Here is a 21,410-nt window from a genome sequence, read left to right as displayed (position 1 = left end):
CTTTTTACTTGCAGCTCGAAGCTTGTAGCTTGCAGCTGCTTTACTGCGATTTCCGGACCCGCAGATACCACTCGGAGAGCAGTCGTACCTGTTTGTCGGTGTAGCCGCGTTCGACCATTCGTGTAACGAAGTCGTTGTGTTTCTGTTGATCCTCTTTGCTGGCCTTGGCGTTGAAGCTGATGACTGGCAGCAGGTCCTCGGTGTTCGAGAACATTTTCTTCTCGATGACCACCCGCAGTTTTTCGTAGCTGAGCCAGGTCGGGTTCTTGCCGTTGTTGTTGGCCCGGGCACGCAACACGAAGTTGACGATCTCGTTGCGGAAATCCTTCGGATTGCTGATGCCGGCCGGTTTTTCGATCTTTTCCAGCTCCTCGTTGAGGGCAACGCGGTTGAGGATCTCGCCGGTTTCCGGATCGCGGTATTCCTGATCCTGAATCCAGAAGTCCGCATACAGCACGTAGCGGTCGAAGATGTTCTGGCCGTACTCGCTGTAAGACTCGAGGTAGGCGGTCTGGATTTCCTTGCCGATGAATTCGATATAACGCGGCGCCAGGTATTCTTTCAGGTAGCGCAGGTAGCGCTCGCGGGTTTCGGCCTGGAACTGTTCCTGTTCGATCTGCTGCTCCAGCACATAGAGCAGGTGCACCGGGTTGGCGGCGATTTCGTGCGGATCGAAGTTGAAGACCTTGGACAGGATCTTGAACGCGAACCGGGTCGACAGACCGTTCATGCCTTCGTCGACGCCCGCTGCATCGCGGTACTCCTGGATCGACTTGGCCTTCGGATCGGTGTCCTTGAGGTTTTCGCCGTCATACACGCGCATCTTGGAGTAGATGTTGGAGTTTTCCGGCTCTTTCAGGCGTGACAGCACAGTGAACTGCGCCAGCATCTTCAAGGTGTCCGGCGCGCAATGGGCCTTGGACAGGGAGCTATTGAACAGCAGCTTGTCGTAGATCTTCACTTCGTCGCTGACCCGCAGGCAGTACGGCACCTTGACGATGTAGATCCGGTCGATGAAGGCTTCGTTGTTCTTGTTGTTGCGGAAGGTGTGCCACTCCGACTCGTTGGAGTGGGCCAGCAAAATCCCGGTGAACGGAATTGCGCCCAGGCCTTCGGTACTGTTGTAGTTGCCTTCCTGAGTGGCGGTCAGCAACGGGTGGAGCACCTTGATCGGTGCCTTGAACATCTCGACGAACTCCATCAGGCCCTGGTTGGCCCGACACAGCGCACCGGAGTAGCTGTAGGCGTCGGCGTCGTTCTGCGGAAACTCTTCGAGTTTGCGGATATCGACCTTGCCCACCAGTGCGGAGATGTCCTGGTTGTTTTCGTCACCCGGTTCGGTCTTGGCCACGGCGATCTGGTTGAGGATCGACGGGTACAGCTTGACCACGCGGAACTGGCTGATGTCGCCGCCGAATTCGGCCAGGCGCTTGGTGGCCCATGGCGACATGATGGTGTTCAGGTAGCGCCGTGGAATGCCGAAGTCTTCCTCGAGGATCGCGCCATCTTCGGTGGCGTTGAACAGGCCCAGAGGCGATTCGAATACCGGCGAGCCCTTGATGGCATAGAAGGGCACTTTTTCCATCAGTTGTTTCAGCTTCTCGGCCAGGGACGATTTACCACCGCCGACGGGGCCGAGCAGGTAAAGGATCTGTTTCTTCTCTTCCAGGCCCTGGGCCGCATGCCGGAAATACGACACGATCTGGTCGATGCATTCTTCCATCCCGTGGAAGTCTTCAAAGGCCGGATAGCGGCGGATCACCTTGTTGGAAAAGATGCGTGACAGCCTCGAGTTGGTCGAGGTGTCGAGCAGTTCCGGTTCGCCGATGGCCATTAACAGACGCTCGGCGGCGGAAACGTAGGCACTGCGATCCTTTTTGCACAGTTCCAGGTACTCCTGCAGGGAGAATTCTTCCTGGCGTGTGGACTCGAAGCGTTGTTGGAAGTGGCTAAAGATACTCATGACGTCACCTCGCTCGATACGTGGAGCCGACGCCGGATCACTCAGTCGATGCTGGCAAGCAGCCGCTGTGGCAGCTGATTGTTTACCCCCCAGAACACTTTCGCGGTCGACAACCTTGAAAGTCACTCCCGATGACCCGTGCGCCGGTGTACCGGCTCTCCCCTGTTTTGGATGGCCTGGGCTTAAGGATAGTTGGGAATTCGGGAGGTAAAGGCGAGATACGTAATTAGTTGTGGCAAGACCGTTCGTCTGCCGGCGCAGGCCCACGGGAGCCGGGGCCTGCGCGTTACAAAAAAATTATTCGGAGGTGCCTTGCGCGGTTTCCGAAGGAAAAGTCGTACGCCACAGTTCGAAGCCGCCGTCCATGCTGTAGACGTCGGAGAAGCCCTGGCTCACGAGGTACGCCGCAGCACCCTGGCTCGAGTTGCCGTGATAGCAGACCACGACGGTCGGAGCATCGAGGTCGGCGCCCTGGATGAAAGCATGCAGGGAATGATTATCCAGATGCTTCGAGCCGCTGATGTGCAGGGCGGCGAAGGTCGCCGGGTCGCGAACGTCGACCACGACTGCACCTTGCTCGCGCAGGGCCTGGGCCTGCTCCGGGGGAATACGTTTGAATTCGCTCATGGCGGGTTCCTGTTGCTCGGCTGATAGCGCAGTCTAACGCGGGACGCTGACTGGCGAAGTTTCGGGGATAAGTGGTGCGACGGTCGGGGCAAGGCCACCATGCTCATCGCATTTGCATGACAGGCGTTCGCCGCTGTCGACGTTCATCAGGGTCAGACTGCCGCCCCAGACACAACCGGTGTCCAGTGCGCAGATGCCTGGCTCATGGACATTGCCTTCCAGCGCCGCCCAGTGACCGAAGATGATCCGCAGACCTTTGGTCTTGCGCTCCTTGTGCTGGAACCAGGGCTTATACCCCGGTGGCGCGGTGTCGAGGCCTTCCTTGCTCTTGAGGTCAAGCTTGCCTTCGGCGGTGCAGAAGCGCATGCGCGTGAAATAGTTGGTGATGACTCGCAGGCGGGTGACGCCTTTGAGATCGTTGTCCCACTTCGCCGGTTCGTTGCCGTACATGCCGTCGAGGTAGGCGGGAAACAGATTGTCGTCGCGCAGGGCGGTTTCGACTTCGGCGGCGCACTTCAGAGCGCGCCGCAGCGACCATTGCGGCGGGATGCCGGCGTGGGCCATGGCGACATCACGCACTTCGTCGTAGTGCATCAGCTTTTGCTGACGCAACCACTCCATCAGCACCGGGCCGTCGGGGGCTTCGATAATCTCGCGCAGGGTGTCGGACTTTTTCAGGCGCTCGATCTTTTTAGCGGCCGCCAGCAGGTGCAGGTCGTGATTGCCCAGCACGCAAACCAGCGATTCACGCATGCCATATAGAAAACGCAGGGTTTCCAGCGATTGCGGGCCACGGTTGACCAGGTCGCCGACCAGCCACAGCCGATCGATCGCCGGATCGAACGCAACCTGCTTGAGCAGGCATTTCAGCGGTTCGAGGCAGCCTTGCAGGTCCCCCACGGCATACGTCGCCATCAGTGCAGGGCTCCGGGGACGGCGAGGCGGAAGGGCTTGATGATTGCGTCGAAATGTTTGCCGTCGCTGGCAACCATTTCGTAAGTGCCTTGCATGGTGCCGACCTTGGTGGTCATGACCGTGCCGCTGCTGTACGTGTGGCTTTTGCCTGAATCGATCAGTGGTTGCTGGCCGACGACACCGGCGCCGCGGACTTCTTCGACATGGCCGTCGCCGTCAGTGATCACCCAGTGACGCGACATCAGGCGTGCGGGCTGCTCGCCATTATTCTGCACGGTGATGGTGTAGGCGAAGGCGAAGCGGTCGTGCTCGGGTTGCGATTGGTCTGCCAGATAGTGGGTAACGACGCTGACATCGACCTGATAACGAGGATCGGACATGCAAAAGGGCCTTAAACGAAGCGGAACGCGAGGCGTAGCTGATGGGGAATCAGTCTAGGCAAGTATCGGGCAGTAAACCAGAGTGGCGTCCTGCCCGATAGCGTTCATCGGCTGTCAGTCGGCGGCGGGGGTTGCCGGGACCTGTACCGCGAGCTGGTCGGCCAGACGTACGAATGCCGCCAGATCCAGTTGCTCGGGACGCAGACTGCCATCAACGCCGGCGGCTTCGATTTCAGCGTTGCTGAGCAGTTGTTTGAGGGTGTTGCGCAGGGTTTTGCGGCGCTGGTTGAAAGCTTCGCGAACCACGCGTTCGAGCAGGCGATGATCCTTGGCCGGGTGCGGCAGAACCGCGTGCGGCACCAGGCGAACGATGGCCGAGTCGACTTTCGGTGGCGGGTTGAATGCTCCCGGCCCCACGTTGAACAGATGCTCTACGCGGCAATGGTACTGAACCATGATCGACAACCGACCCCAGTCACCACCACCCGGACCTGCGGCCAGACGCTCGACCACTTCTTTCTGCAGCATGAAGTGCATGTCGCGAATGATGCCGGCGTTGTTCAGCAGGTGGAAAATCAGCGGCGTGGAGATGTTGTACGGCAGGTTGCCGACCACGCGCAGGCTGTTCGGCGCAGCGTTCAGGCTGTTGAAGTCGAACTTCAGCGCATCGCCCTGATGCAGGTTGAAATTGCTCTTGCCGGCGAACTGCTGGTTGAGGATCGGGATCAGGTCCTTGTCCAGCTCCACCACGTCCAGCTGTGCGCCGGAGTTGAGGATGCCGGCGGTCAATGCGCCCTGGCCCGGCCCGATCTCCAGCATGCGGTCGCCGGCCTTGGCACTGATGGAGCGCAGGATGCGGTCGATGACGCCGGCATCGTGCAGGAAATTCTGGCCAAAGCGTTTGCGCGCCTTGTGTTGGTATTGCTCGGTCATAAACGGGTCTCGGCCATCTGGTAGGCGGTTTCCAGGGCGACTTGCAGGCTGCCGGTGTCGATCCTGCCGCTGCCGGCCAGATCCAGGGCGGTGCCGTGGTCGACCGATGTGCGGATGATCGGCAGGCCCAGGGTCACGTTGACCGCAGCGCCGAAGCCTTTGTATTTCAGCACGGGCAGGCCCTGGTCGTGGTACATCGCCAGCACCGCGTCGCAGTGCTCCAGATATTTGGGGGTAAACAGAGTGTCGGCAGGCAGCGGGCCACGAAGGTCCATGCCCTCGCCGCGCAGGCGCTCCAATGTGGGTTCGATGATGTCGATTTCTTCATGGCCCAGGTGTCCGCCTTCACCGGCGTGCGGGTTGAGCCCGCAGACCAGGATGCGCGGTTGGGCGATGCCGAATTTTTGTTGCAGGTCGGCGTGCAGAATCCGCGTGACCCGTTCCAGCCGCTCCGGCGTGATCGCATCGGCGATGTCGCGCAAGGGCAGGTGAGTGGTGACCAGCGCCACGCGCAAACCGCGGGTGGCGAGCATCATTACCACTTGGGCGGTGTGGGTCAGGTCGGCGAGAAATTCGGTGTGACCGGAAAACGCGATACCCGATTCGTTGATCACGCCTTTGTGAACCGGGGCGGTGATCATCCCGGCGAAATCACCGTTCAGGCAGCCATTGCCGGCGCGGGTCAGGGTTTCGAGGACGAATGCGGCGTTGGCCTTGTCCAGTTGCCCGGCGACCACGGGGGCGCTGAGCGGGGTGTCCCAGACGTACAGGCTGTTGGCGGGCGCCGGAGCGTCCGGCCAGTTGCCTGGTGCGACTTCCAGCAGACTGACGGCCAGCCCCAGCTGCGCGGCCCGCTCTTGGAGCAGGTCGCGGCTGGTGATGGCAATCAGGGGGTGTGGCTGGGCTTGCGAGGCGAGCAGCAGGCACAGGTCGGGACCGATGCCGGCCGGTTCGCCGGGTGTCAGCGCGAAACGCTTGGGTTTCACTGCGCTGCCTGGTCTGCACCAGGGAGTTTGATCTCTACGTACGCTTCGTCACGGATCTGACGCAGCCAGGTTTGCAGCTCTTCGTCGTATTTGCGGTTACGCAGTACGGTCATTGCTTGCTGCTCACGGGCCTGTTCGGTGCTGTCGGTGGCGCGACGGCCAAGGACTTCCAGAACGTGCCAGCCGTACTGGGTCTGGAACGGCTTGGACAGCTGACCCTGCGGGGACTTGGCCATCACGGCGCGGAATTCCGGTACCAGTGCGTTCGGGTCGATCCAGTTCAGGTCGCCGCCGTTGAGGGCAGAACCCGGGTCTTCCGAATACTTCTTGGCCAGTTCGGCGAAATCTTCACCGGCTTCGATGCGGTTGTAGAGCGACTGAGCCAGTTCCTTGGTCTTGGCTTCGTCGCGAACCGGACTCGGCTTGACCAGGATGTGGCGCACATGCACTTCGTCGCGCATCTGGCTCTCGCCACCACGCTTTTCCAGCAGCTTCAGAATGATGAAACCACCTGGAGTGCGTGCCGGTTGGGTGATGTCACCCGGTGTCATGCTGCTCAGTTCACGGTCGAACGGTGGTGGCAGTTGAGCGGCTTTACGCCAGCCCATATCGCCGCCTTCCAGGGCGTTGTCACTGGCGGAGTTGGCCACGGCCATCTGGCCGAAGTCGGCACCTTGCTTGAGCTGCTGGTAAACGTCCATTGCCTTGCGAGCAGCACTCTGAATCGCTTCGGAGTTGGCGCTTTCCGGGGTCGGAATCAGGATGTTGGCCAGATGCAGCTCTTCGGACAGTTGCATCTTGCCCAGATCGGAGGCGAGGAAGTTCTTCACTTCCTGTTCCGAGACCTGAATGCGTTCGGCCACGCGGCGCTGGCGTACACGGCTGATGATCATTTCACGACGGATCTGCTCGCGAGCGTCCTCATAGGACAGGCCATCGCGGGACAGGGCGATGCGGAACTGCTCCGGGGTCATGTTGTTGCGCTGGGCAATGGTGCCAACCGCCTGGTTCAGTTCTTCATCGGTGATGCGGATGCCGGAACGTTCGCCGATCTGCAATTGCAGGTTTTCGACGATCAGGCGCTCGAGCACCTGTTGGTCCAGCACGCCCGGAGGCGGCAGACCGCCGCCACGCTTGGCGATGGTTTGCTGAACTTCGTGGACGCGTTGATCCAGCTGGCTCTGCATGACCACGTCGTTGTCGACGATGGCCACAACCTTGTCGATGGACTGCACCGCGGCGTTGGCCGCGGTACCCAGGAACAGCGCGCCCAGCATCAGCGGGCGCAGACAATCAGAAAGCTTGGTCTTCACGTTGACGATAACCTTGGATGCCTTTGTCGAGGAAGCTCTCTACCTTGGCGCCGGTGAGGCCGCCGAGTCCCTTCAGAACAATTTGGAGGAAGACGCCGTGGTCGCCTTTTTCGTTTTCCGGGGCGTTCTGACTGAATTCGTCATAGCTGACCCAGTAACGGTTGATCAGGCGCAGTTTCCAGCAGCAGTTGTCATATTCGAAACCACCGAAGGCTTCCAGCGTGCGGTTGCGGTTGTAGTCGTACTGCCAGCGGCTGATCGCGCTCCACTGCGGAACGATCGGCCAGATGACCGAGAAATCATGCTGCTGGATCTTGTAGTAGTCCTTCACGTAGCCAGGCTGGCCAGGCGTGCCGTAGTCACCACCGCCAACGGCCCATTTACCGGTGTTCTGGTCGTAGCGGACCTGGTCGTTGCGATAGCGATAGCCGACGTTGACCACCTTGTTCGGGTTGTCTTCAGGCTGGTAGTGGAACATCGCGCTACCGGAACGCGGGCTGCGGCTGTCCGGATCCCAGTTGTAATCGGCCGTGGTGCGCCAGTCGCGGTTCCAGCGGTATTCGTATTCCAGCGCGTAAGGCGAAACATTGGCCTTGGCGTCGTCGCGGTCGTTGAACGCGATGCCTGGCAGTTGGACTTCGCGATCCTTGAAGTACAGAGCCTGGCCGACGCTGATGCGTTGACGCTCGAACCCGTCGTCTTCGATCCAGCGACTGGTCACGCCCAGCGACAGCTTGTTCTCGTCGCCGACACGGTCGGAGCCGGAGAAACGGTTGTCACGGAACAGCGACGCGTAATTGAAGGTGTATTCACTGGTGTCAAATACCGGAATGTCTTCCTGATCCACCTTCGGCACATAGAGATAGAACATGCGCGGTTCAAGCGTCTGGCGGTAGTTCTTGCCAAAGAAGGACGTATTGCGGTCGAAGTACAGGCCACCGTCAACGCTGGCGATAGGGACGCCGCGACTCTGGTTGCTGTCGAAGGTGCCGTTGAGTTTGTTTTGCTCGGCATTTTGCGTCGCAATGTCGCGTTTGCCTTGACCATCCAGATCCAGTTGGTACTGGGTGTACTGGTACTTGAGCGACGGCTTCAAGAAGCCATAGGTCCAGTTCATCGGCAGGCTGACGCCTGGTTTCAGATTCAGACGGTCACCGTTGGCGCGAGCCAGGCCGAACACGTTGTTATCGAGGCGGCGCTCGATCGTGCCGTCTTCGTTGACGAAATTGCCGTCCTTCAGATCGCGGTCAAACCGAACGATCTCGGTCTCGTAATCGAAGTTCAGACCCTCCGGATGATACGGCAGCTGACCATTGAAGGTGATCTGCGGCAGGCGGTCATACGGGGTGATGTTCGACACGGTTGCCAGTTGGTACGCCTGGGCGTTCAAGCGGGCGGTGTAGCTGTCGCCACGATAGGTGACCGAGCCCTGCTGGTTCACGAAGTCGGCACTTTTCACGCCGATCTGATCGGTCTGCAGATCCTGGAAGTAGTAGGGGTCGCTGATCTTGGTGTAGTCAACCTGGGTGAACACGCGGGAGTCGAGACCGCCCTTGTGTTGCCAGTTGTACATGTAGCGATTCTTTTGGTAGTCGGTCTGTTTGCTGCGCTCGGTTTCCTCGTCGTTGAGGTAAGCCGCACCGAACTGACCTTCGCTGGACTTGGTGAGGTAGCGGAATTCGCCTTCCATCAACAGGCCGCGTTTAGCCATGTAACGTGGATACAACGTGGCATCGTAGTTCGGCGCCAGGTTGAAGTAGTACGGGGTGACCAGCATGAAGCCGGTGTCGCTGCCGGTGCCGATGGTCGGCGGCAGGAAACCCGACTGACGACGATCGTCGATCGGGAAATAGATGTACGGCGTGTAAAGGACCGGAATGTCCTTGACCCGCAGCGTCACGTTGGTCGCGGTACCGAAGCCGGTGGCAGGGTTCAGGGTGATGTTGTTGCCCTTGAGCTGCCAGGCGTTGCTGTTCGGTTCGCACGTGGTGTACGTGCCGTCCTTCAAACGGATGATCGCGTTCTCGGCACGCTTGGCGTACAGCGCGTTACCGCGAATGCGCGACTTGTGCATGACGTATTCGGCGTTGTCGACCTTGGCTTCACCGGTGTCGAGCTGCACGTCGGCGTGGTCGCCGACGATCAGCGCGCCGTTGTCGCGAATGCGCACGTTGCCCGCCAGTTCGCCACGGCTTTCGGCCTGATACAGGTTGGCCTCGTCGGCTTCGACCTGCATGCTGCCCTGACGCATGACCACGTCACCGGCCAGACTCGCAACCTGCGAATCCTGCTGATAACGCGACGCCTTGGCGCCGATGAAGGTCGGGGCATCACTTTTATTCGTCTTGTCATTCATGCCAGGACGAATCGGTTCGATATAGGAACCAGAGCAGTAAGGACCGGTCTCGGCCAGTTGGGCGGCAGTTAGCTTCTCGCGCGGAACCCAGTCGAGGTGACTGTAGTCTTCGCTACGGGATTTCAGGCCACGGCCCTTGGACTCGGTAACCAGTACCGGCTTGGGCCCGGACTCCGCAGTGGAGCCGCTCTCGGCCGGGGCTTCGCCAGCGGCGCTGACGGCACTGCCGTCATGCACGGGACGCGGCGGCAAGGCAGCGGCCGGCGTCTTCGGCGAGCAGGCCCAGCCACCCGTTGCCGAGACGGCGCAGTCATACTGCTCGGCGGCAACAACGAATGAACTGGCCAGAGGTTGCATAGCCAGCAGACTGCCGGTTACCAACAACGGAAATTTTTTACGAAACGCGGGGGATTTCAATGCCATCTTATTAGTCCGGGCTTCCTGCGTGCCATCTGCCCGCGGTGTGGGCCGCACGCCTCTCGATGGTCTGAAAAAGATGCTGGATAATAAAGCATGACCCGCTTGACGGCTAGCGCCGTCGGAGACCCTTGCAATGCCTGATCAAGATGTACGCTTGCAACACCTGAAAGTTTGGCTCGATGAACAGTTGGCAACCCTTTTTGCAGATCAGGGCTGGGGAGCCGTACCCCCGGCCACGTTGACCGCGGCCAGCAGCGACGCGAGTTTCCGCCGGTATTTCCGTTGGGAAGGCGCGGGTCGCAGCTTCGTCGTGATGGACGCGCCGCCGCCTCAGGAAAACTGCAAACCGTTCGTGGATATCGCCTTTTTGCTGGCGAAATCCGGTATCAACGTGCCGAAAATTTATGCCGAAGACCTCGAACGTGGCTTTCTTTTGCTCAATGACCTGGGCAACCAGACCTATCTGGACGTGATCGACAGCGAAAATGCCGACGCGTTATTCAGCGATGCCCTGCAAGCGCTGCTGGCTTTTCAGCAGTTGCCGATGGTGGCACCGCTGCCGAGCTATGACGTCGCGTTGTTGCGCCGCGAGCTGGAACTGTTTCCCGAGTGGTACGTGAAACGCGAGTTGGGCGTCGAGTTCGATGCAACCCAACAGCAGCAGTGGCAAAAGGTCAGCGAGCTGCTGATCGACAGCGCCCTGGCCCAGCCGAAAGTGCTGGTGCACCGCGACTACATGCCGCGCAACCTGATGCTCAGCGAGCCGAATCCCGGCGTGCTGGATTTCCAGGACGCGGTGTATGGCCCGGTGACCTACGACGTGACCTGCCTGTTCAAGGACGCCTTCCTCAGCTGGCCAGAAGAGCGTGTGCGCGGCTGGCTGGAAAGCTACTGGCAGCAGGCGTCAGCACTGAACATCCCGGTGCAGCCGGACTTCGAAGAGTTTCTGCGCGCCAGCGATCTGATGGGCGTGCAGCGTCATCTGAAAGTCATCGGCATCTTCGCCCGTATCTGCCATCGCGACGGCAAGCCGCGTTACCTCGGTGATGTGCCGCGTTTCTTCTCTTATATAGAAGCGGTCGTCGCCCGCCGTCCCGAGCTGGCGGATCTGCAGGCACTGCTCGCCAGCCTGCGTGGTGGAGTGACGGCATGAAGGCAATGATTCTGGCGGCCGGCAAAGGCGAGCGCATGCGCCCGCTGACCCTGACCACCCCCAAACCACTGGTGCGAGCCGGTGGGGTGCCGCTGATTGAATATCACCTGCGTGCCCTGGCCGCAGCCGGTTTCAATGAGATCGTGATCAACCATGCCTGGCTCGGCCAGCAGATCGAAGATCATCTGGGCGATGGTTCGCAGTTCGGCGTGTCGATCCAGTACTCGCCGGAGGGCGAGCCACTGGAAACCGGCGGCGGCATTTTCCGCGCCTTGCCGCTGTTGGGCGACGACGCGTTTCTGGTGGTCAACGGTGACATCTGGACGGATTACGACTTCAGCGTGCTGCATCAGCCGATCACCGGGCTGGCGCATCTGGTGCTGGCGGACAACCCGGCCCATCACCCGACAGGCGACTTCACCCTGACCGACGGCCAGGTGCGTGATGGCCAGGCTGACGCGGCGACCCTGACCTACAGCGGCATCGCCGTGCTGCACCCGCAGTTGTTCGATGGCTGCAGCAACGGTGCCTTCAAACTGGCGCCGCTGCTGCGTAAAGCCATGGCGGACGGGCAGGTGACCGGCGAGCGACTGAAAGGTCACTGGGTCGATGTCGGTACCCACGAGCGTCTGGCCGAAGCCGAAGCCTTGATAGAAGCGAGTCGCTGATATGTTGTGGCCAGGGACTCTGATTGGAGCCGGAGCGGGTTTTGCTATCGCGAGCATTCCGGGGGCCATGCTTGGGGCTTTGTTGGGGCAGGCGCTGGATCGGCGCCTGCATTTGCAGAGCTGGGGGCATTTGCGGGAAAAACTCGGCGGGCGGCCGATGCTGCGCAACGACGAACTGTTATTCGTGTTGCTCGGGCGTCTGGCCAAGAGCGACGGGCGGGTCACGGACGGTCACATCCAGCAGGCGCGGCATGAGATGCGCGCGCTGGAAATGAGCGAGCCGGCGCAGCGCCGGGCGATTGCCGCGTTCAATCGCGGCAAGTCCGGCAACGACAATCTGCGCGGTTATCTGCGTCGATTGAGCACTCAACCTCACGCGGCTGAAGGTGTATTGCGCGCCTGCTGGCGAATGGTCTTCGCCGATGGTCGGGCCGGCGTCAGCGAGCGGGAATTGCTGGCGCAGTGGGGCAAGTGGCTGGGCTGGACGACCCAGCAGATCCAGGCGCTGGCGGCGGACTACGAGCCACACAAGCGTCCGATCGTCAGCGCGGCGGTGAGCTATCAGGAAGCGATGCGCCTGCTCGGCGTCTCAGCCACCAGCGAACCGGCACAGATCAAACGCGCCTATCGGCGTCTGCTCAGCCGGCATCACCCGGACAAGGTGGCCGGGACGGGGGCCACGCCGGCGCAGGTGCGTGAGGCCACCGACAGGACCCGCGAATTGCACAATGCCTACACGTTGATTCGCGAACGGCGGGATTTTCGCTAGGCATAAAAAAATCGCAGCGTTGGGCTGCGATTTTTTTTCTGCGCTTTGTCAGTCCGGGCTCTGCGGATTCAACCAGCCCCGCACCCGGCGGAACAACTGCTCCTGCTCGGCCTTGTTGTCCGGCAAAGCCTTGAGTGCGACCTGACTGAACGCGGAGGTCTTCAGTCGCTTGCTCGCCTGCATGCGCTCCAGTGCCGCGTTGCGGTCCAGCGCTTTATCCATGTAGAAAATGTCCGCGGTCGGCAGCTTCAGGGTCGGCGTCAGTTCCACCAGTTGCGGTTGGGCCTTGGCCGGGGTCTGCGCGGCTACCAGGACCAGCTTCTCGACCTGCGAGCTTTGTCGCTCGCTCATGTAGCGCGCCGCCCAGTAAGCACCGGTGCCATGGCCGAGGACGACGATGCTGCGCGCGCTCTGTTGTTCGGCGTAGGCCAGCGCGGCGTCGATGCGGGCGAAAATTCGCTCGGCATCGGCCTTGGACTGCTCCTCGGTGGTTTCGGCAACGACCTTGTCGGCCACGTCGGCTTCGCCGCCGGCGGCTTGTTCGATCGGCTCGGCGGTGGTCGAATCCTTGCTGCCGGGGTCAGCGGTTTTCGCTGCGGCGGGGGCTTCGACCACGCGCGGGGCGATGGCATCGCTTTGCAGATCGGGCAGGGTGATACTCAGGCTGCTCCACTCGACGTCCGGCAACTTGCGGCGCAACGGGCCGATCGCTTGGGGCCAGTCAGCGGTTTCGCCGGCACCGGGAATGAGGATCACCGCGCCTTTGGGTTCGGCGGTGTTGGCCGGTTTCCACAGGGCAAGGAAGGTGTCGCTGCCCGCTTGCAGTTGCTGTTGTTCCTGGGCTGGAACCTTGCGTTCGAGTGCCGCGGCTTCTTCCTGACTACGCTCAAGCAGTGGCTGGCGTTCGACCGGTTTTTCTTCGGCGGCTTTTTCTGCGGCGGGGGCAGGTGCCGGATCCGCAGCTTCGACGGAAAACGCACAAGGCAGGATCAGCGACAGGCACAATGCTGGCATTGCCAGGCGATAGACAGGGGGCATCGGTTATTCCAGGCCAGAAGTTATCCCGGCAGCCTAATGGGTTGGTCAGAATTTGTCAGTGTATGAGACTTCAATGATGCGTTTTTGCTGCCTGTGGGTTATCGGCTGTCTGGCGTTTCCCTTGATGGGCTGGGCAGCGCCTGCGCCACCGAGCCACCTCGCGCGGTTGTCGGCGAGCGAGCAGCAGTGGCTCGCGCAGCACAATGAGTTGCGTGTCGGTCTGGTGCTGCAGGCGCCGTACGCGCAATACGACCGGCGCTTGCAGCGGCTGTCGGGGGCCAATGTCGAAGTGATGAAGGCATTGGCCAGAGCGCTGAATGTCGAACTGAGCTGGCGCAATTTTCAGGATCTGGCCCAACTCGAGGCCGCCGCCCGGGACGGCGAAATCGACATTGCCCCGGGTCTGACCCAGACCCCGGGCGGGCTGCGTCTGTGGCAGTTCTCCGACCCGTACATGCGTGTGCCGCAACTGGTGGTCAGCGACCAGAAAAGCAGCGCGACCGTGGAGCTGGAAAAACTCGACAGCCAGACCCGCGTCGCCGTGCGCATGCCCGGCGTCACCGCCGATTATCTGCGCGGCAACTATCCGCACCTGAATCTGCAAGGCGTACCGATGGAGCGCCAGGCGCTGCAACTGTTGCTGAGTCAGCAGGCGTCCTACGCGGTGGTCGATGAGGCGCAGCTCGGGCGGCTGTCGGCGGAACCGGAGTTTGCCGGGCTGGTGGTGGTCGGTGACATCGGTCTGCCGCAACTGCTGCGCATCGGCACCCGTCGTGACTGGCCGGAGCTGGCCGGGATCGTCGAGAGTGCCTTGCGCGCAATCCCGGCCAAGGATCTGGAGCGCCTGCATGCGCAATGGCTGCAACCCAAATATCCGCGACTCTCCGAATCGCCGGGCTTCTGGCAGAACCTGAGTCTGTTGTTCGCGGTGCTACTGCTCAGTTGCGTGGCCATCGTCTTCTGGCAGCGCCGCCAGCAGCGCAGTCTTGAACAGCGCCTGCTCGACGCGCGTGAAGACATCGCCCTGCGCGCCGCCAGCGAAGAGGCCTTGCGCCTGACCCAGTTTTCCATCGATCAGAGCACCGTCGGCATTCTCTGGGTCAATTGGGACAGCCATGTGCGCTACGCCAACCGTGCGGCAGAAAACATGCTCGGTTATCCACAGGGCGCCATCATCGACCGACCGTTGATCGACTTCGAACCGGGCCTGCACATGGATCGCTGGCTCAACCTGTGGAAACGCGCCCGAGCCAGCGAAGAAGGGCCGCTGAGCTTTGAAACCAATTGTGTGCGGGCCGATGGCAGTGTGCTGCCGGCGGACGTGTCGCTGAGTTTTCTGCGTTTTCGCGATGGCGAGTATCTGGTGGTTTACCTCACCGATGTCACCGAACGCCGTCGTGCCCTGGCTGCGTTGCAAGAAAGCGAGGCGCGGCTGCAAGGCATCGCGGCCAATGTGCCGGGGCTGGTGTTCCGTCTCGAGCGTGCACCGGTAACCGGGCAGATCGACTTTGCCTACATCAGCGAGGGCAGCGAAAGTCTGGTCGGCTATGCGCCGGCCGCCATCGCCCATCGCGACATGGGACTTCGCAGTCTGGTGCATCCGGATGACCGGGCCGCTTATCACCAGACTCAGGACCAGGCGCTGGACACCGACAGCGACTGGTCGTGGCAGGGCCGGATTCTCACGCGCCAGGGCGAGCAGCGCTGGGCTGAGATCAAAGCCATCACCCGTCAGCTGGAGGGCGGTGCCTATGTCTGGGACGGCATTGTCTGGGACATCACCGAAAGTAAACGCATCGAACTGGAGCTGGCGGCCTCCCGCGAACAACTGCGCGAACTGTCGGCGCACCTGGAAAGCGTGCGGGAAGAGGAAAAGGCGCGCATCGCCCGGGAGGTTCACGATGAACTGGGGCAGATGCTGACGGTGCTGAAACTGGAAACGTCGATGTGCGAACTGGCCTACGCGCAACTTGATCCGGGTCTGAACGAGCGCTTGAACAGCATGAAGCGCCTGATTGCCCAGTTGTTCCAGCTGGTGCGGGATGTGGCGACGGCGCTGCGCCCGCCGATTCTCGATGCCGGGATCGCCTCGGCCATCGAGTGGCAGGCGCGGCGGTTCGAGGCGCGCACGCAGATTCCGTGTCTGGTGCAGGTACCGGACAACCTTGCGCCCCTCAGCGACGCCAAGGCCATCGGCCTGTTCCGTATTCTTCAGGAGGCGTTGACCAACGTCATGCGCCATGCTCAGGCGCATACTGTGGAACTGACGCTGACGCAGGAAGGCAACGAATTGTGTCTGACGGTCAGCGATGATGGCGTAGGATTTGTCGCCGCTGCCGGCAGGCCGACATCCTTTGGACTGGTGGGCATGCGCGAGCGGGTGTTGATCATGGGCGGGCAGCTGTCACTCGACAGCGAGCCGGGCGAGGGCACCACGCTGAGCGTGCGGGTGCCACTGGATGAGGAGAAGTAAGTGATCCGTGTACTGGTAGCCGAAGACCACACCATCGTTCGCGAAGGCATCAAGCAATTGATCGGCCTGGCCAAGGATCTGCAGGTGGTGGGGGAGGCGAGCAACGGCGAGCAATTGCTGGAAGCCCTGCGCAATGTGCCCTGCGAAGTGGTGTTGCTGGACATCTCGATGCCCGGCGTCAACGGGCTCGAAGCGATTCCACGAATCCGCGCGCTGAACCATCCGCCGGCGATTCTGGTGCTGTCGATGCACGACGAAGCACAAATGGCCGCCCGGGCGCTGAAGGTCGGCGCCGCCGGTTATGCCACCAAGGACAGCGATCCGGCGCTGCTGCTGACGGCCATTCGCAAGGTCGCGGCGGGCGGGCGTTACATCGATCCGGAGCTGGCCGACCGCATGGTCTTCGAAGTCGGCCTGACCGATGCGCGACCACTGCACTCGTTGCTGTCGGAGCGCGAATTCTCGGTGTTCGAACGCCTGGCGCAAGGCGCCAACGTCAACGACATCGCCCAGCAACTGGCCCTGAGCAGCAAGACCATCAGCACCCACAAGGCGCGGCTGATGCAGAAACTCAACATCACTTCGCTCGCCGAGCTGGTGAAGTACGCGATGGAACACAAGCTCCTCTGAGCGACATATCCAATAGCGACAGGCGCTTTTGCCGGTTCTGACGGCTTGAGCCCCGACCCATGCGTCGGGTTTGCCAAAACGCGCCATCCTTGTAGGGCAATCCCTACCCCCGGCCTTCCATCCGGCTGAGGCGATTCTCTCCTGCGCCCCGATTTGCGTGACTGCAAGCAGCCACTAGGCTTAATCCCACAGCAGTCATCAATAACAAAGGTGTGGGTATGAGCCAGGTCGAATCAAACGCAGGGGCCAGCGATGTGCTGGTCAGCTTTCGTGGAGTGCAGAAGAGCTACGACAGCGAGAACCTGATCGTCAAAGACCTCAACCTGGACATTCGCAAGGGCGAATTCCTCACCTTGCTCGGGCCGTCCGGCTCGGGCAAGACCACCAGCCTGATGATGCTCGCCGGTTTCGAAACGCCGACCGCCGGTGAAATCCTCCTCGCCGGGCGGGCGATCAACAACGTGCCGCCGCACAAACGCGACATCGGCATGGTGTTCCAGAACTACGCGCTGTTCCCGCACATGACCGTCGCTGAAAACCTGGCGTTTCCGCTGACCGTGCGTGGCCTGAACAAGAGCGACGTCAGCGACAAGGTCAAGAAAGTCCTGAGCATGGTCCAGCTTGATGCGTTCGCATCGCGTTATCCGGCGCAATTGTCCGGCGGTCAGCAACAACGTGTGGCTTTGGCCCGCGCGCTGGTGTTCGAGCCGCAACTGGTGTTGATGGACGAACCCCTCGGCGCCCTCGACAAGCAACTGCGTGAACACATGCAGATGGAAATCAAACACCTGCACCAGCGTCTCGGCGTGACTGTGGTCTACGTGACCCACGACCAGGGCGAAGCCCTGACCATGTCCGACCGCGTGGCCGTGTTCCACCAGGGCGAGATCCAGCAGATCGCCCCGCCGCGCACCCTCTACGAAGAACCGAAAAACACCTTCGTCGCCAACTTCATCGGCGAGAACAACCGCCTCAACGGTCGCCTGCTCAGCCAAAGCGGCGAGCGCTGCGTGGTCGAGCTGGGGCGCGGGGAAAAGGTCGAGGCGCTGGCGGTCAACATCGGCCGGACCGGCGAACCGGTCACCCTGTCGATCCGCCCCGAGCGCGTCAGCCTCAACGGTTCGAGCGACCAATGCGTCAACCGCTTCTCCGGGCGGGTGGCCGAATTCATCTATCTGGGCGACCACGTCCGGGTGCGCCTTGAAGTCTGCGGCAAGACCGACTTCTTCGTGAAACAACCGATTGCCGAGCTCGATCCAGCGCTCGCGGTCGGCGACGTGGTTCCGCTTGGCTGGCAGGTCGAGCACGTTCGCGCGCTCGATCCACTTCTAGAGGCGCATTAAGCGCCCCGGCAATACCAACACCAACCCTGCACGTGGAGAGAACAATAAATGTTGAGATCCCTGAAGTTCACAGCCCTGACCCTGGGCCTGATGGGTGCGGCAAGCGCAATGGCCGCTGGGCCGGATCTGACCGTGGTGTCGTTTGGCGGGGCGAACAAGGCGGCGCAAGTCAAAGCCTTCTACGCACCGTGGGAAGCGGCGGGCAACGGCAAGATCGTCGCTGGTGAGTACAACGGTGAAATGGCCAAGGTCAAAGCCATGGTCGACACCAAGAGCGTGTCCTGGGATCTGGTAGAGGTTGAATCGCCGGAGCTGTCCCGTGGCTGCGACGAAGACATGTTCGAGCAACTCGATCCTGCGCTGTTCGGCAAGTCCGAAGACTACGTCAAAGGCGCGATCCAGCCGTGCGGCGTGGGCTTCTTCGTGTGGTCGACCGTGCTGGCCTACAACGCCGACAAGCTGAAAACCGCACCGACCAGCTGGGCGGATTTCTGGGACACGAAAAAATTCCCGGGCAAGCGCGGCCTGCGCAAAGGCGCCAAGTACACCCTCGAATTCGCACTGATGGCCGACGGCGTTGCGCCGAAAGACGTGTACAAGGAACTGGCCAGCAAGGGCGGTCAGGATCGCGCATTCAAGAAACTGGATGAGCTGAAACCGAACATCCAGTGGTGGGAAGCCGGCGCCCAGCCGCCGCAATACCTCGCTTCCGGTGACGTGGTCATGAGCTCGGCCTACAACGGTCGTATTGCTGCGGTGCAGAAAGAATCCAATCTGAAAGTGGTGTGGAACGGCGGCATCTACGACTTCGATGCGTGGGCCATCCCGAAAGGTCTGGACGCCAAGCGCGCCGAAGCGGCGAAGAAATTCATCGCGTTCTCGGTGCAGCCGCAACAGCAGAAGACCTACTCGGAAAACATCGCCTACGGCCCGGCCAACTCTCAGGCAGTGCCATTGCTGGACAAGGCGATCCTGAAAGACATGCCGACCACCCCGGAAAACATCGCCAACCAGGTGCAGATCGACGTCAGCTTCTGGGCTGACAACGGCGAGCAACTGGAGCAGCGCTTCAATTCCTGGGCTGCGAAGTAACCAGAGGGCTTGCCCTCCTGTGGGAGCGGGCTTGCTCGCGAAAGCGTCAGCACATTCACATTGATGTCGACTGACACGCCGCCTTCGCGAGCAAGCCCGCTCCCACATTAAAAGTTCGAGGTGGCTTGCCGCCTCTGTAACGATCAAAGATTTGCGGAGTACGTCATGGCCATCGCCGTTCCCCTGAACGAGGGCAACAGCCCCACCTTGAAGCAGCGGCTCAAGCACGCCGAGCGGGTCAACCGCTGGAAGGCCCAGGCGCTGATCGCGCCGCTGGTGCTGTTTCTGTTGCTGGTGTTCCTGGTGCCGATCGTGGCGCTGCTCTATAAAAGTGTCGGCAACCCGGAAGTGGTCGGCGGCATGCCGCGCACCGTAACCGCGATTGCTGCGTGGGACGGCCGAGGCCTGCCCGCAGAACCGGTTTATAAAGCCGCCAGCGAAGACCTCGCCGAAGCGCGCAAAAACCAGACCCTGGGCGATCTGTCCAAGCGCCTGAACATGGAGTTGGCCGGCTATCGCAGCCTGCTGACCAAAACCGCCCGCTCGCTGCCCTTCGCCAGCGAACCGGCCTCTTATAAAGAAGCACTGGAAGGCCTCGACGAGCGTTGGGGCGATCCGGCCTACTGGCAAGCGGTGAAGCGCAACACCAGCAGCATCACCCCGTTCTATCTGCTGGCGGCGGTGGATCACCGCATCGACGACCTCGGCGAAATTGCCCCGGCGACTCCGGATCAGGCGATCTACCTCGACATCTTCGCCCGGACTTTCTGGATGGGCCTGATCATCACCGTGATCTGCCTGGTGCTCGCTTATCCGCTGGCCTACCTGCTGGCCAACCTGCCGTCGCGTCAAAGCAACCTGCTGATGATTCTGGTGCTGCTGCCGTTCTGGACTTCGATCCTGGTGCGGGTCGCCGCGTGGATCGTGTTGCTGCAATCCGGCGGGCTGATCAACAGCGCGCTGATGGCGATGGGCATCATCGATAAACCGCTGGAGCTGGTGTTCAACCGCACCGGGGTTTACATCTCGATGGTGCACATCCTGCTGCCGTTCATGATCCTGCCGATCTACAGCGTGATGAAAGGCATCTCGCCGACTTACATGCGTGCCGCGATTTCCCTTGGCTGCCATCCGTTCGCCAGTTTCTGGCGGGTGTACTTCCCGCAGACCTACGCAGGTGTCGGCGCCGGTTGCCTGTTGGTGTTCATCCTCGCCATCGGCTACTACATCACCCCGGCGCTGCTGGGCAGCCCGAACGATCAGATGGTCAGCTACTTCGTCGCGTTCTACACCAACACCAGCATCAACTGGGGCATGGCCACCGCACTGGGCGGGCTGTTGCTGCTGGCGACTGTGGTGCTTTATCTGATCTACAGCTGGCTGGTGGGCGCCAGTCGCCTGCGCCTGAGCTAAGGGGAATTTGAAATGCTGAGTCCTTATATGTCGCCCATCGAGCGGGTGTGGTTCTACAGCTTGCGGATCCTCTGCGGCTTGATCCTGTTGTTCCTGATCCTGCCGGTGCTGGTGATCGTGCCGCTGTCGTTCAACTCGGGCAGTTTCCTGGTGTATCCGCTGCAGGGCTTTTCGCTGCACTGGTATCAGGATTTCTTCGCCTCGGCGGAATGGATGCGCGCGTTGAAGAACAGCATCATCGTCGCCCCGGCCGCGACCGTGCTGGCGATGGTGTTCGGCACGCTGGCGGCCATCGGCCTGACCCGTGGCGACTTTCCCGGTAAGGCGCTGGTGATGGCGCTGGTGATTTCGCCGATGGTGGTGCCGGTGGTGATCATCGGTGTGGCCAGTTACCTGTTCTTCGCGCCGCTGGGCCTGGGCAACAGTTTCTTCTCGCTGATCGTGGTGCACGCGGTGCTCGGTGTGCCGTTCGTGATCATCACGGTGTCGGCGACGCTGCAGGGTTTCAACCATAACCTGGTGCGGGCGGCGGCCAGTCTTGGTGCTTCGCCATTGACCACGTTCCGCCGGGTGACTTTGCCGCTGATTGCGCCGGGGGTAATTTCCGGGGCGCTGTTTGCCTTCGCAACCTCGTTCGATGAAGTGGTGGTGACGCTGTTTCTTGCAGGTCCCGAGCAGGCGACGCTGCCACGGCAGATGTTCAGCGGGATTCGCGAGAACCTGAGTCCGACGATTGCTGCGGCTGCGACGTTGTTGATTGCCTTCTCGGTGATTCTGTTGCTGACGCTGGAATGGTTGCGTGGGCGGAGTGAAAAACTGCGCACTGCTCAAGTCTGACGACTGCAAGATCCGGGTTGTCTGCCATTCATGCGCTGAATGACAGACAACCTGATTTCCCCAGCTACGCTTGTGCTCAGCTCCCACATCTATAAGAGGCT

The 21,410-nt window shown here is 61.2% G+C and carries 18 protein-coding genes; 9 read left to right on the top strand and 9 right to left on the bottom strand.

Translation table 11 applies throughout. The features are described 5' to 3' along the window. Nucleotides 1–40 precede the first annotated feature (40 nt). From CAG25_RS22025 to CAG25_RS21990, 8 genes are all read right to left on the bottom strand, one after another. Nucleotides 41–1,963: a PrkA family serine protein kinase gene (locus CAG25_RS22025; RefSeq protein ID WP_064599839.1), complete on the bottom strand. Its 1,923-nt coding sequence runs from the start codon at nt 1,961–1,963 to the stop codon at nt 41–43. Between the two features lie 297 nt (nt 1,964–2,260). Further along, complete coding sequence (gene glpE, locus CAG25_RS22020; protein WP_007959911.1) at nt 2,261–2,590, bottom strand: thiosulfate sulfurtransferase GlpE; 330 nt, start codon at nt 2,588–2,590, stop codon at nt 2,261–2,263. Nucleotides 2,591–2,623: 33 nt separating this feature from the next. Next, nucleotides 2,624–3,505 carry a symmetrical bis(5'-nucleosyl)-tetraphosphatase gene (locus CAG25_RS22015; RefSeq protein WP_085612934.1) on the bottom strand — a complete coding sequence of 294 codons (882 nt, stop codon included), beginning with the start codon at nt 3,503–3,505 and terminating at the stop codon, nt 2,624–2,626. Beyond that, nucleotides 3,505–3,885, bottom strand: a complete 381-nt coding sequence (gene apaG / locus CAG25_RS22010) for a Co2+/Mg2+ efflux protein ApaG (RefSeq protein ID WP_039768081.1) — start codon at nt 3,883–3,885, stop codon at nt 3,505–3,507. The genes CAG25_RS22015 and apaG overlap by 1 nt, the downstream gene beginning before the upstream one ends. A 114-nt stretch (nt 3,886–3,999) precedes the next feature. Further along, nucleotides 4,000–4,818, bottom strand: coding sequence for a 16S rRNA (adenine(1518)-N(6)/adenine(1519)-N(6))-dimethyltransferase RsmA (gene rsmA / locus CAG25_RS22005; RefSeq protein WP_064599835.1), 819 nt, complete (start codon nt 4,816–4,818; stop codon nt 4,000–4,002). Beyond that, on the bottom strand, nt 4,815–5,804 hold the full coding sequence (gene pdxA, locus CAG25_RS22000) for a 4-hydroxythreonine-4-phosphate dehydrogenase PdxA (RefSeq protein ID WP_085612933.1): 990 nt from the start codon (nt 5,802–5,804) through the stop codon (nt 4,815–4,817). Before pdxA ends, rsmA begins: the two co-directional genes overlap by 4 nt. Then, nucleotides 5,801–7,117: a peptidylprolyl isomerase SurA gene (gene surA / locus CAG25_RS21995; protein ID WP_143491785.1), complete on the bottom strand. Its 1,317-nt coding sequence runs from the start codon at nt 7,115–7,117 to the stop codon at nt 5,801–5,803. Before surA ends, pdxA begins: the two co-directional genes overlap by 4 nt. After that, complete coding sequence (locus tag CAG25_RS21990) at nt 7,098–9,896, bottom strand: LPS-assembly protein LptD (protein ID WP_085612932.1); 2,799 nt, start codon at nt 9,894–9,896, stop codon at nt 7,098–7,100. The genes surA and CAG25_RS21990 overlap by 20 nt, the downstream gene beginning before the upstream one ends. Before the next feature lie 130 nt (nt 9,897–10,026). Between CAG25_RS21990 and CAG25_RS21985 the strand changes: the two genes are divergently transcribed. Genes CAG25_RS21985 through CAG25_RS21975 form a run of 3 tightly spaced genes read left to right on the top strand, consistent with a single transcriptional unit; the run spans nt 10,027 to nt 12,483 of the window. Then, a complete protein-coding gene (locus CAG25_RS21985; RefSeq protein WP_064599829.1) occupies nt 10,027–11,046 on the top strand; it encodes an aminoglycoside phosphotransferase family protein in 1,020 nt (339 codons plus the stop codon). Further along, complete coding sequence (gene murU, locus CAG25_RS21980) at nt 11,043–11,714, top strand: N-acetylmuramate alpha-1-phosphate uridylyltransferase MurU (protein ID WP_085612931.1); 672 nt, start codon at nt 11,043–11,045, stop codon at nt 11,712–11,714. The genes CAG25_RS21985 and murU overlap by 4 nt, the downstream gene beginning before the upstream one ends. 1 nt (nt 11,715) lies before the next feature. After that, complete coding sequence (locus CAG25_RS21975; protein ID WP_085612930.1) at nt 11,716–12,483, top strand: TerB family tellurite resistance protein; 768 nt, start codon at nt 11,716–11,718, stop codon at nt 12,481–12,483. A gap of 48 nt (nt 12,484–12,531) precedes the next feature. On the opposite strand, the gene CAG25_RS21970 is transcribed toward CAG25_RS21975, so the two are convergent. After that, the gene (locus CAG25_RS21970; protein ID WP_085612929.1) at nt 12,532–13,521 is read right to left on the bottom strand and encodes an alpha/beta hydrolase family protein; all 990 of its coding nucleotides are present in this window, start codon (nt 13,519–13,521) and stop codon (nt 12,532–12,534) included. Nucleotides 13,522–13,594: 73 nt separating this feature from the next. On the opposite strand from CAG25_RS21970, the gene CAG25_RS21965 reads away from it, so the two are divergent. From CAG25_RS21965 to CAG25_RS21940, 6 genes are all read left to right on the top strand, one after another. Then, nucleotides 13,595–15,994, top strand: a complete 2,400-nt coding sequence (locus tag CAG25_RS21965; RefSeq protein ID WP_085612927.1) for a PAS domain S-box protein — start codon at nt 13,595–13,597, stop codon at nt 15,992–15,994. Continuing rightward, entirely contained in the window at nt 15,995–16,624 is a 630-nt protein-coding gene (locus CAG25_RS21960; RefSeq protein WP_085612925.1) for a response regulator transcription factor, read from the top strand. A gap of 218 nt (nt 16,625–16,842) precedes the next feature. After that, the gene (locus CAG25_RS21955) at nt 16,843–17,967 is read left to right on the top strand and encodes an ABC transporter ATP-binding protein (RefSeq protein ID WP_085612923.1); all 1,125 of its coding nucleotides are present in this window, start codon (nt 16,843–16,845) and stop codon (nt 17,965–17,967) included. Nucleotides 17,968–18,015: 48 nt separating this feature from the next. Beyond that, complete coding sequence (locus CAG25_RS21950; protein WP_007959933.1) at nt 18,016–19,059, top strand: ABC transporter substrate-binding protein; 1,044 nt, start codon at nt 18,016–18,018, stop codon at nt 19,057–19,059. A gap of 165 nt (nt 19,060–19,224) precedes the next feature. Further along, the gene (locus tag CAG25_RS21945; RefSeq protein WP_007959935.1) at nt 19,225–20,472 is read left to right on the top strand and encodes an ABC transporter permease; all 1,248 of its coding nucleotides are present in this window, start codon (nt 19,225–19,227) and stop codon (nt 20,470–20,472) included. Between the two features lie 12 nt (nt 20,473–20,484). Then, the gene (locus CAG25_RS21940; RefSeq protein WP_085612921.1) at nt 20,485–21,309 is read left to right on the top strand and encodes an ABC transporter permease; all 825 of its coding nucleotides are present in this window, start codon (nt 20,485–20,487) and stop codon (nt 21,307–21,309) included. Nucleotides 21,310–21,410: the final 101 nt, after the last annotated feature.

The sequence above is a fragment of the Pseudomonas sp. B16(2017) genome (genome assembly GCF_002113205.1).
Taxonomy (GTDB): Bacteria; Pseudomonadota; Gammaproteobacteria; order Pseudomonadales; family Pseudomonadaceae; genus Aquipseudomonas; species Aquipseudomonas pharyngis.
Note: the sequence above shows the minus strand (reverse complement) of the source record. Positions and strands in the feature narration are given on the sequence as shown.

Excerpts from the sequence above, each read along its gene's own strand:
- CAG25_RS22025 (WP_064599839.1), bottom strand. The coding sequence starts at position 1,963 with ATGAGTATCTTTAGCCACTTCCAACAACGCTTCGAGTCCACACGCCAG.
- CAG25_RS21970 (WP_085612929.1), bottom strand. The coding sequence starts at position 13,521 with ATGCCCCCTGTCTATCGCCTGGCAATGCCAGCATTGTGCCTGTCGCTG.
- rsmA (WP_064599835.1), bottom strand. The coding sequence starts at position 4,818 with ATGACCGAGCAATACCAACACAAGGCGCGCAAACGCTTTGGCCAGAAT.
- CAG25_RS21955 (WP_085612923.1), top strand. The coding sequence starts at position 16,843 with ATGAGCCAGGTCGAATCAAACGCAGGGGCCAGCGATGTGCTGGTCAGC.
- glpE (WP_007959911.1), bottom strand. The coding sequence starts at position 2,590 with ATGAGCGAATTCAAACGTATTCCCCCGGAGCAGGCCCAGGCCCTGCGC.
- CAG25_RS21965 (WP_085612927.1), top strand. The coding sequence starts at position 13,595 with ATGATGCGTTTTTGCTGCCTGTGGGTTATCGGCTGTCTGGCGTTTCCC.
- CAG25_RS21985 (WP_064599829.1), top strand. The coding sequence starts at position 10,027 with ATGCCTGATCAAGATGTACGCTTGCAACACCTGAAAGTTTGGCTCGAT.
- CAG25_RS21945 (WP_007959935.1), top strand. The coding sequence starts at position 19,225 with ATGGCCATCGCCGTTCCCCTGAACGAGGGCAACAGCCCCACCTTGAAG.
- CAG25_RS21940 (WP_085612921.1), top strand. The coding sequence starts at position 20,485 with ATGCTGAGTCCTTATATGTCGCCCATCGAGCGGGTGTGGTTCTACAGC.
- CAG25_RS21990 (WP_085612932.1), bottom strand. The coding sequence starts at position 9,896 with ATGGCATTGAAATCCCCCGCGTTTCGTAAAAAATTTCCGTTGTTGGTA.
- CAG25_RS22015 (WP_085612934.1), bottom strand. The coding sequence starts at position 3,505 with ATGGCGACGTATGCCGTGGGGGACCTGCAAGGCTGCCTCGAACCGCTG.
- CAG25_RS21950 (WP_007959933.1), top strand. The coding sequence starts at position 18,016 with ATGTTGAGATCCCTGAAGTTCACAGCCCTGACCCTGGGCCTGATGGGT.
- apaG (WP_039768081.1), bottom strand. The coding sequence starts at position 3,885 with ATGTCCGATCCTCGTTATCAGGTCGATGTCAGCGTCGTTACCCACTAT.
- CAG25_RS21975 (WP_085612930.1), top strand. The coding sequence starts at position 11,716 with ATGTTGTGGCCAGGGACTCTGATTGGAGCCGGAGCGGGTTTTGCTATC.
- murU (WP_085612931.1), top strand. The coding sequence starts at position 11,043 with ATGAAGGCAATGATTCTGGCGGCCGGCAAAGGCGAGCGCATGCGCCCG.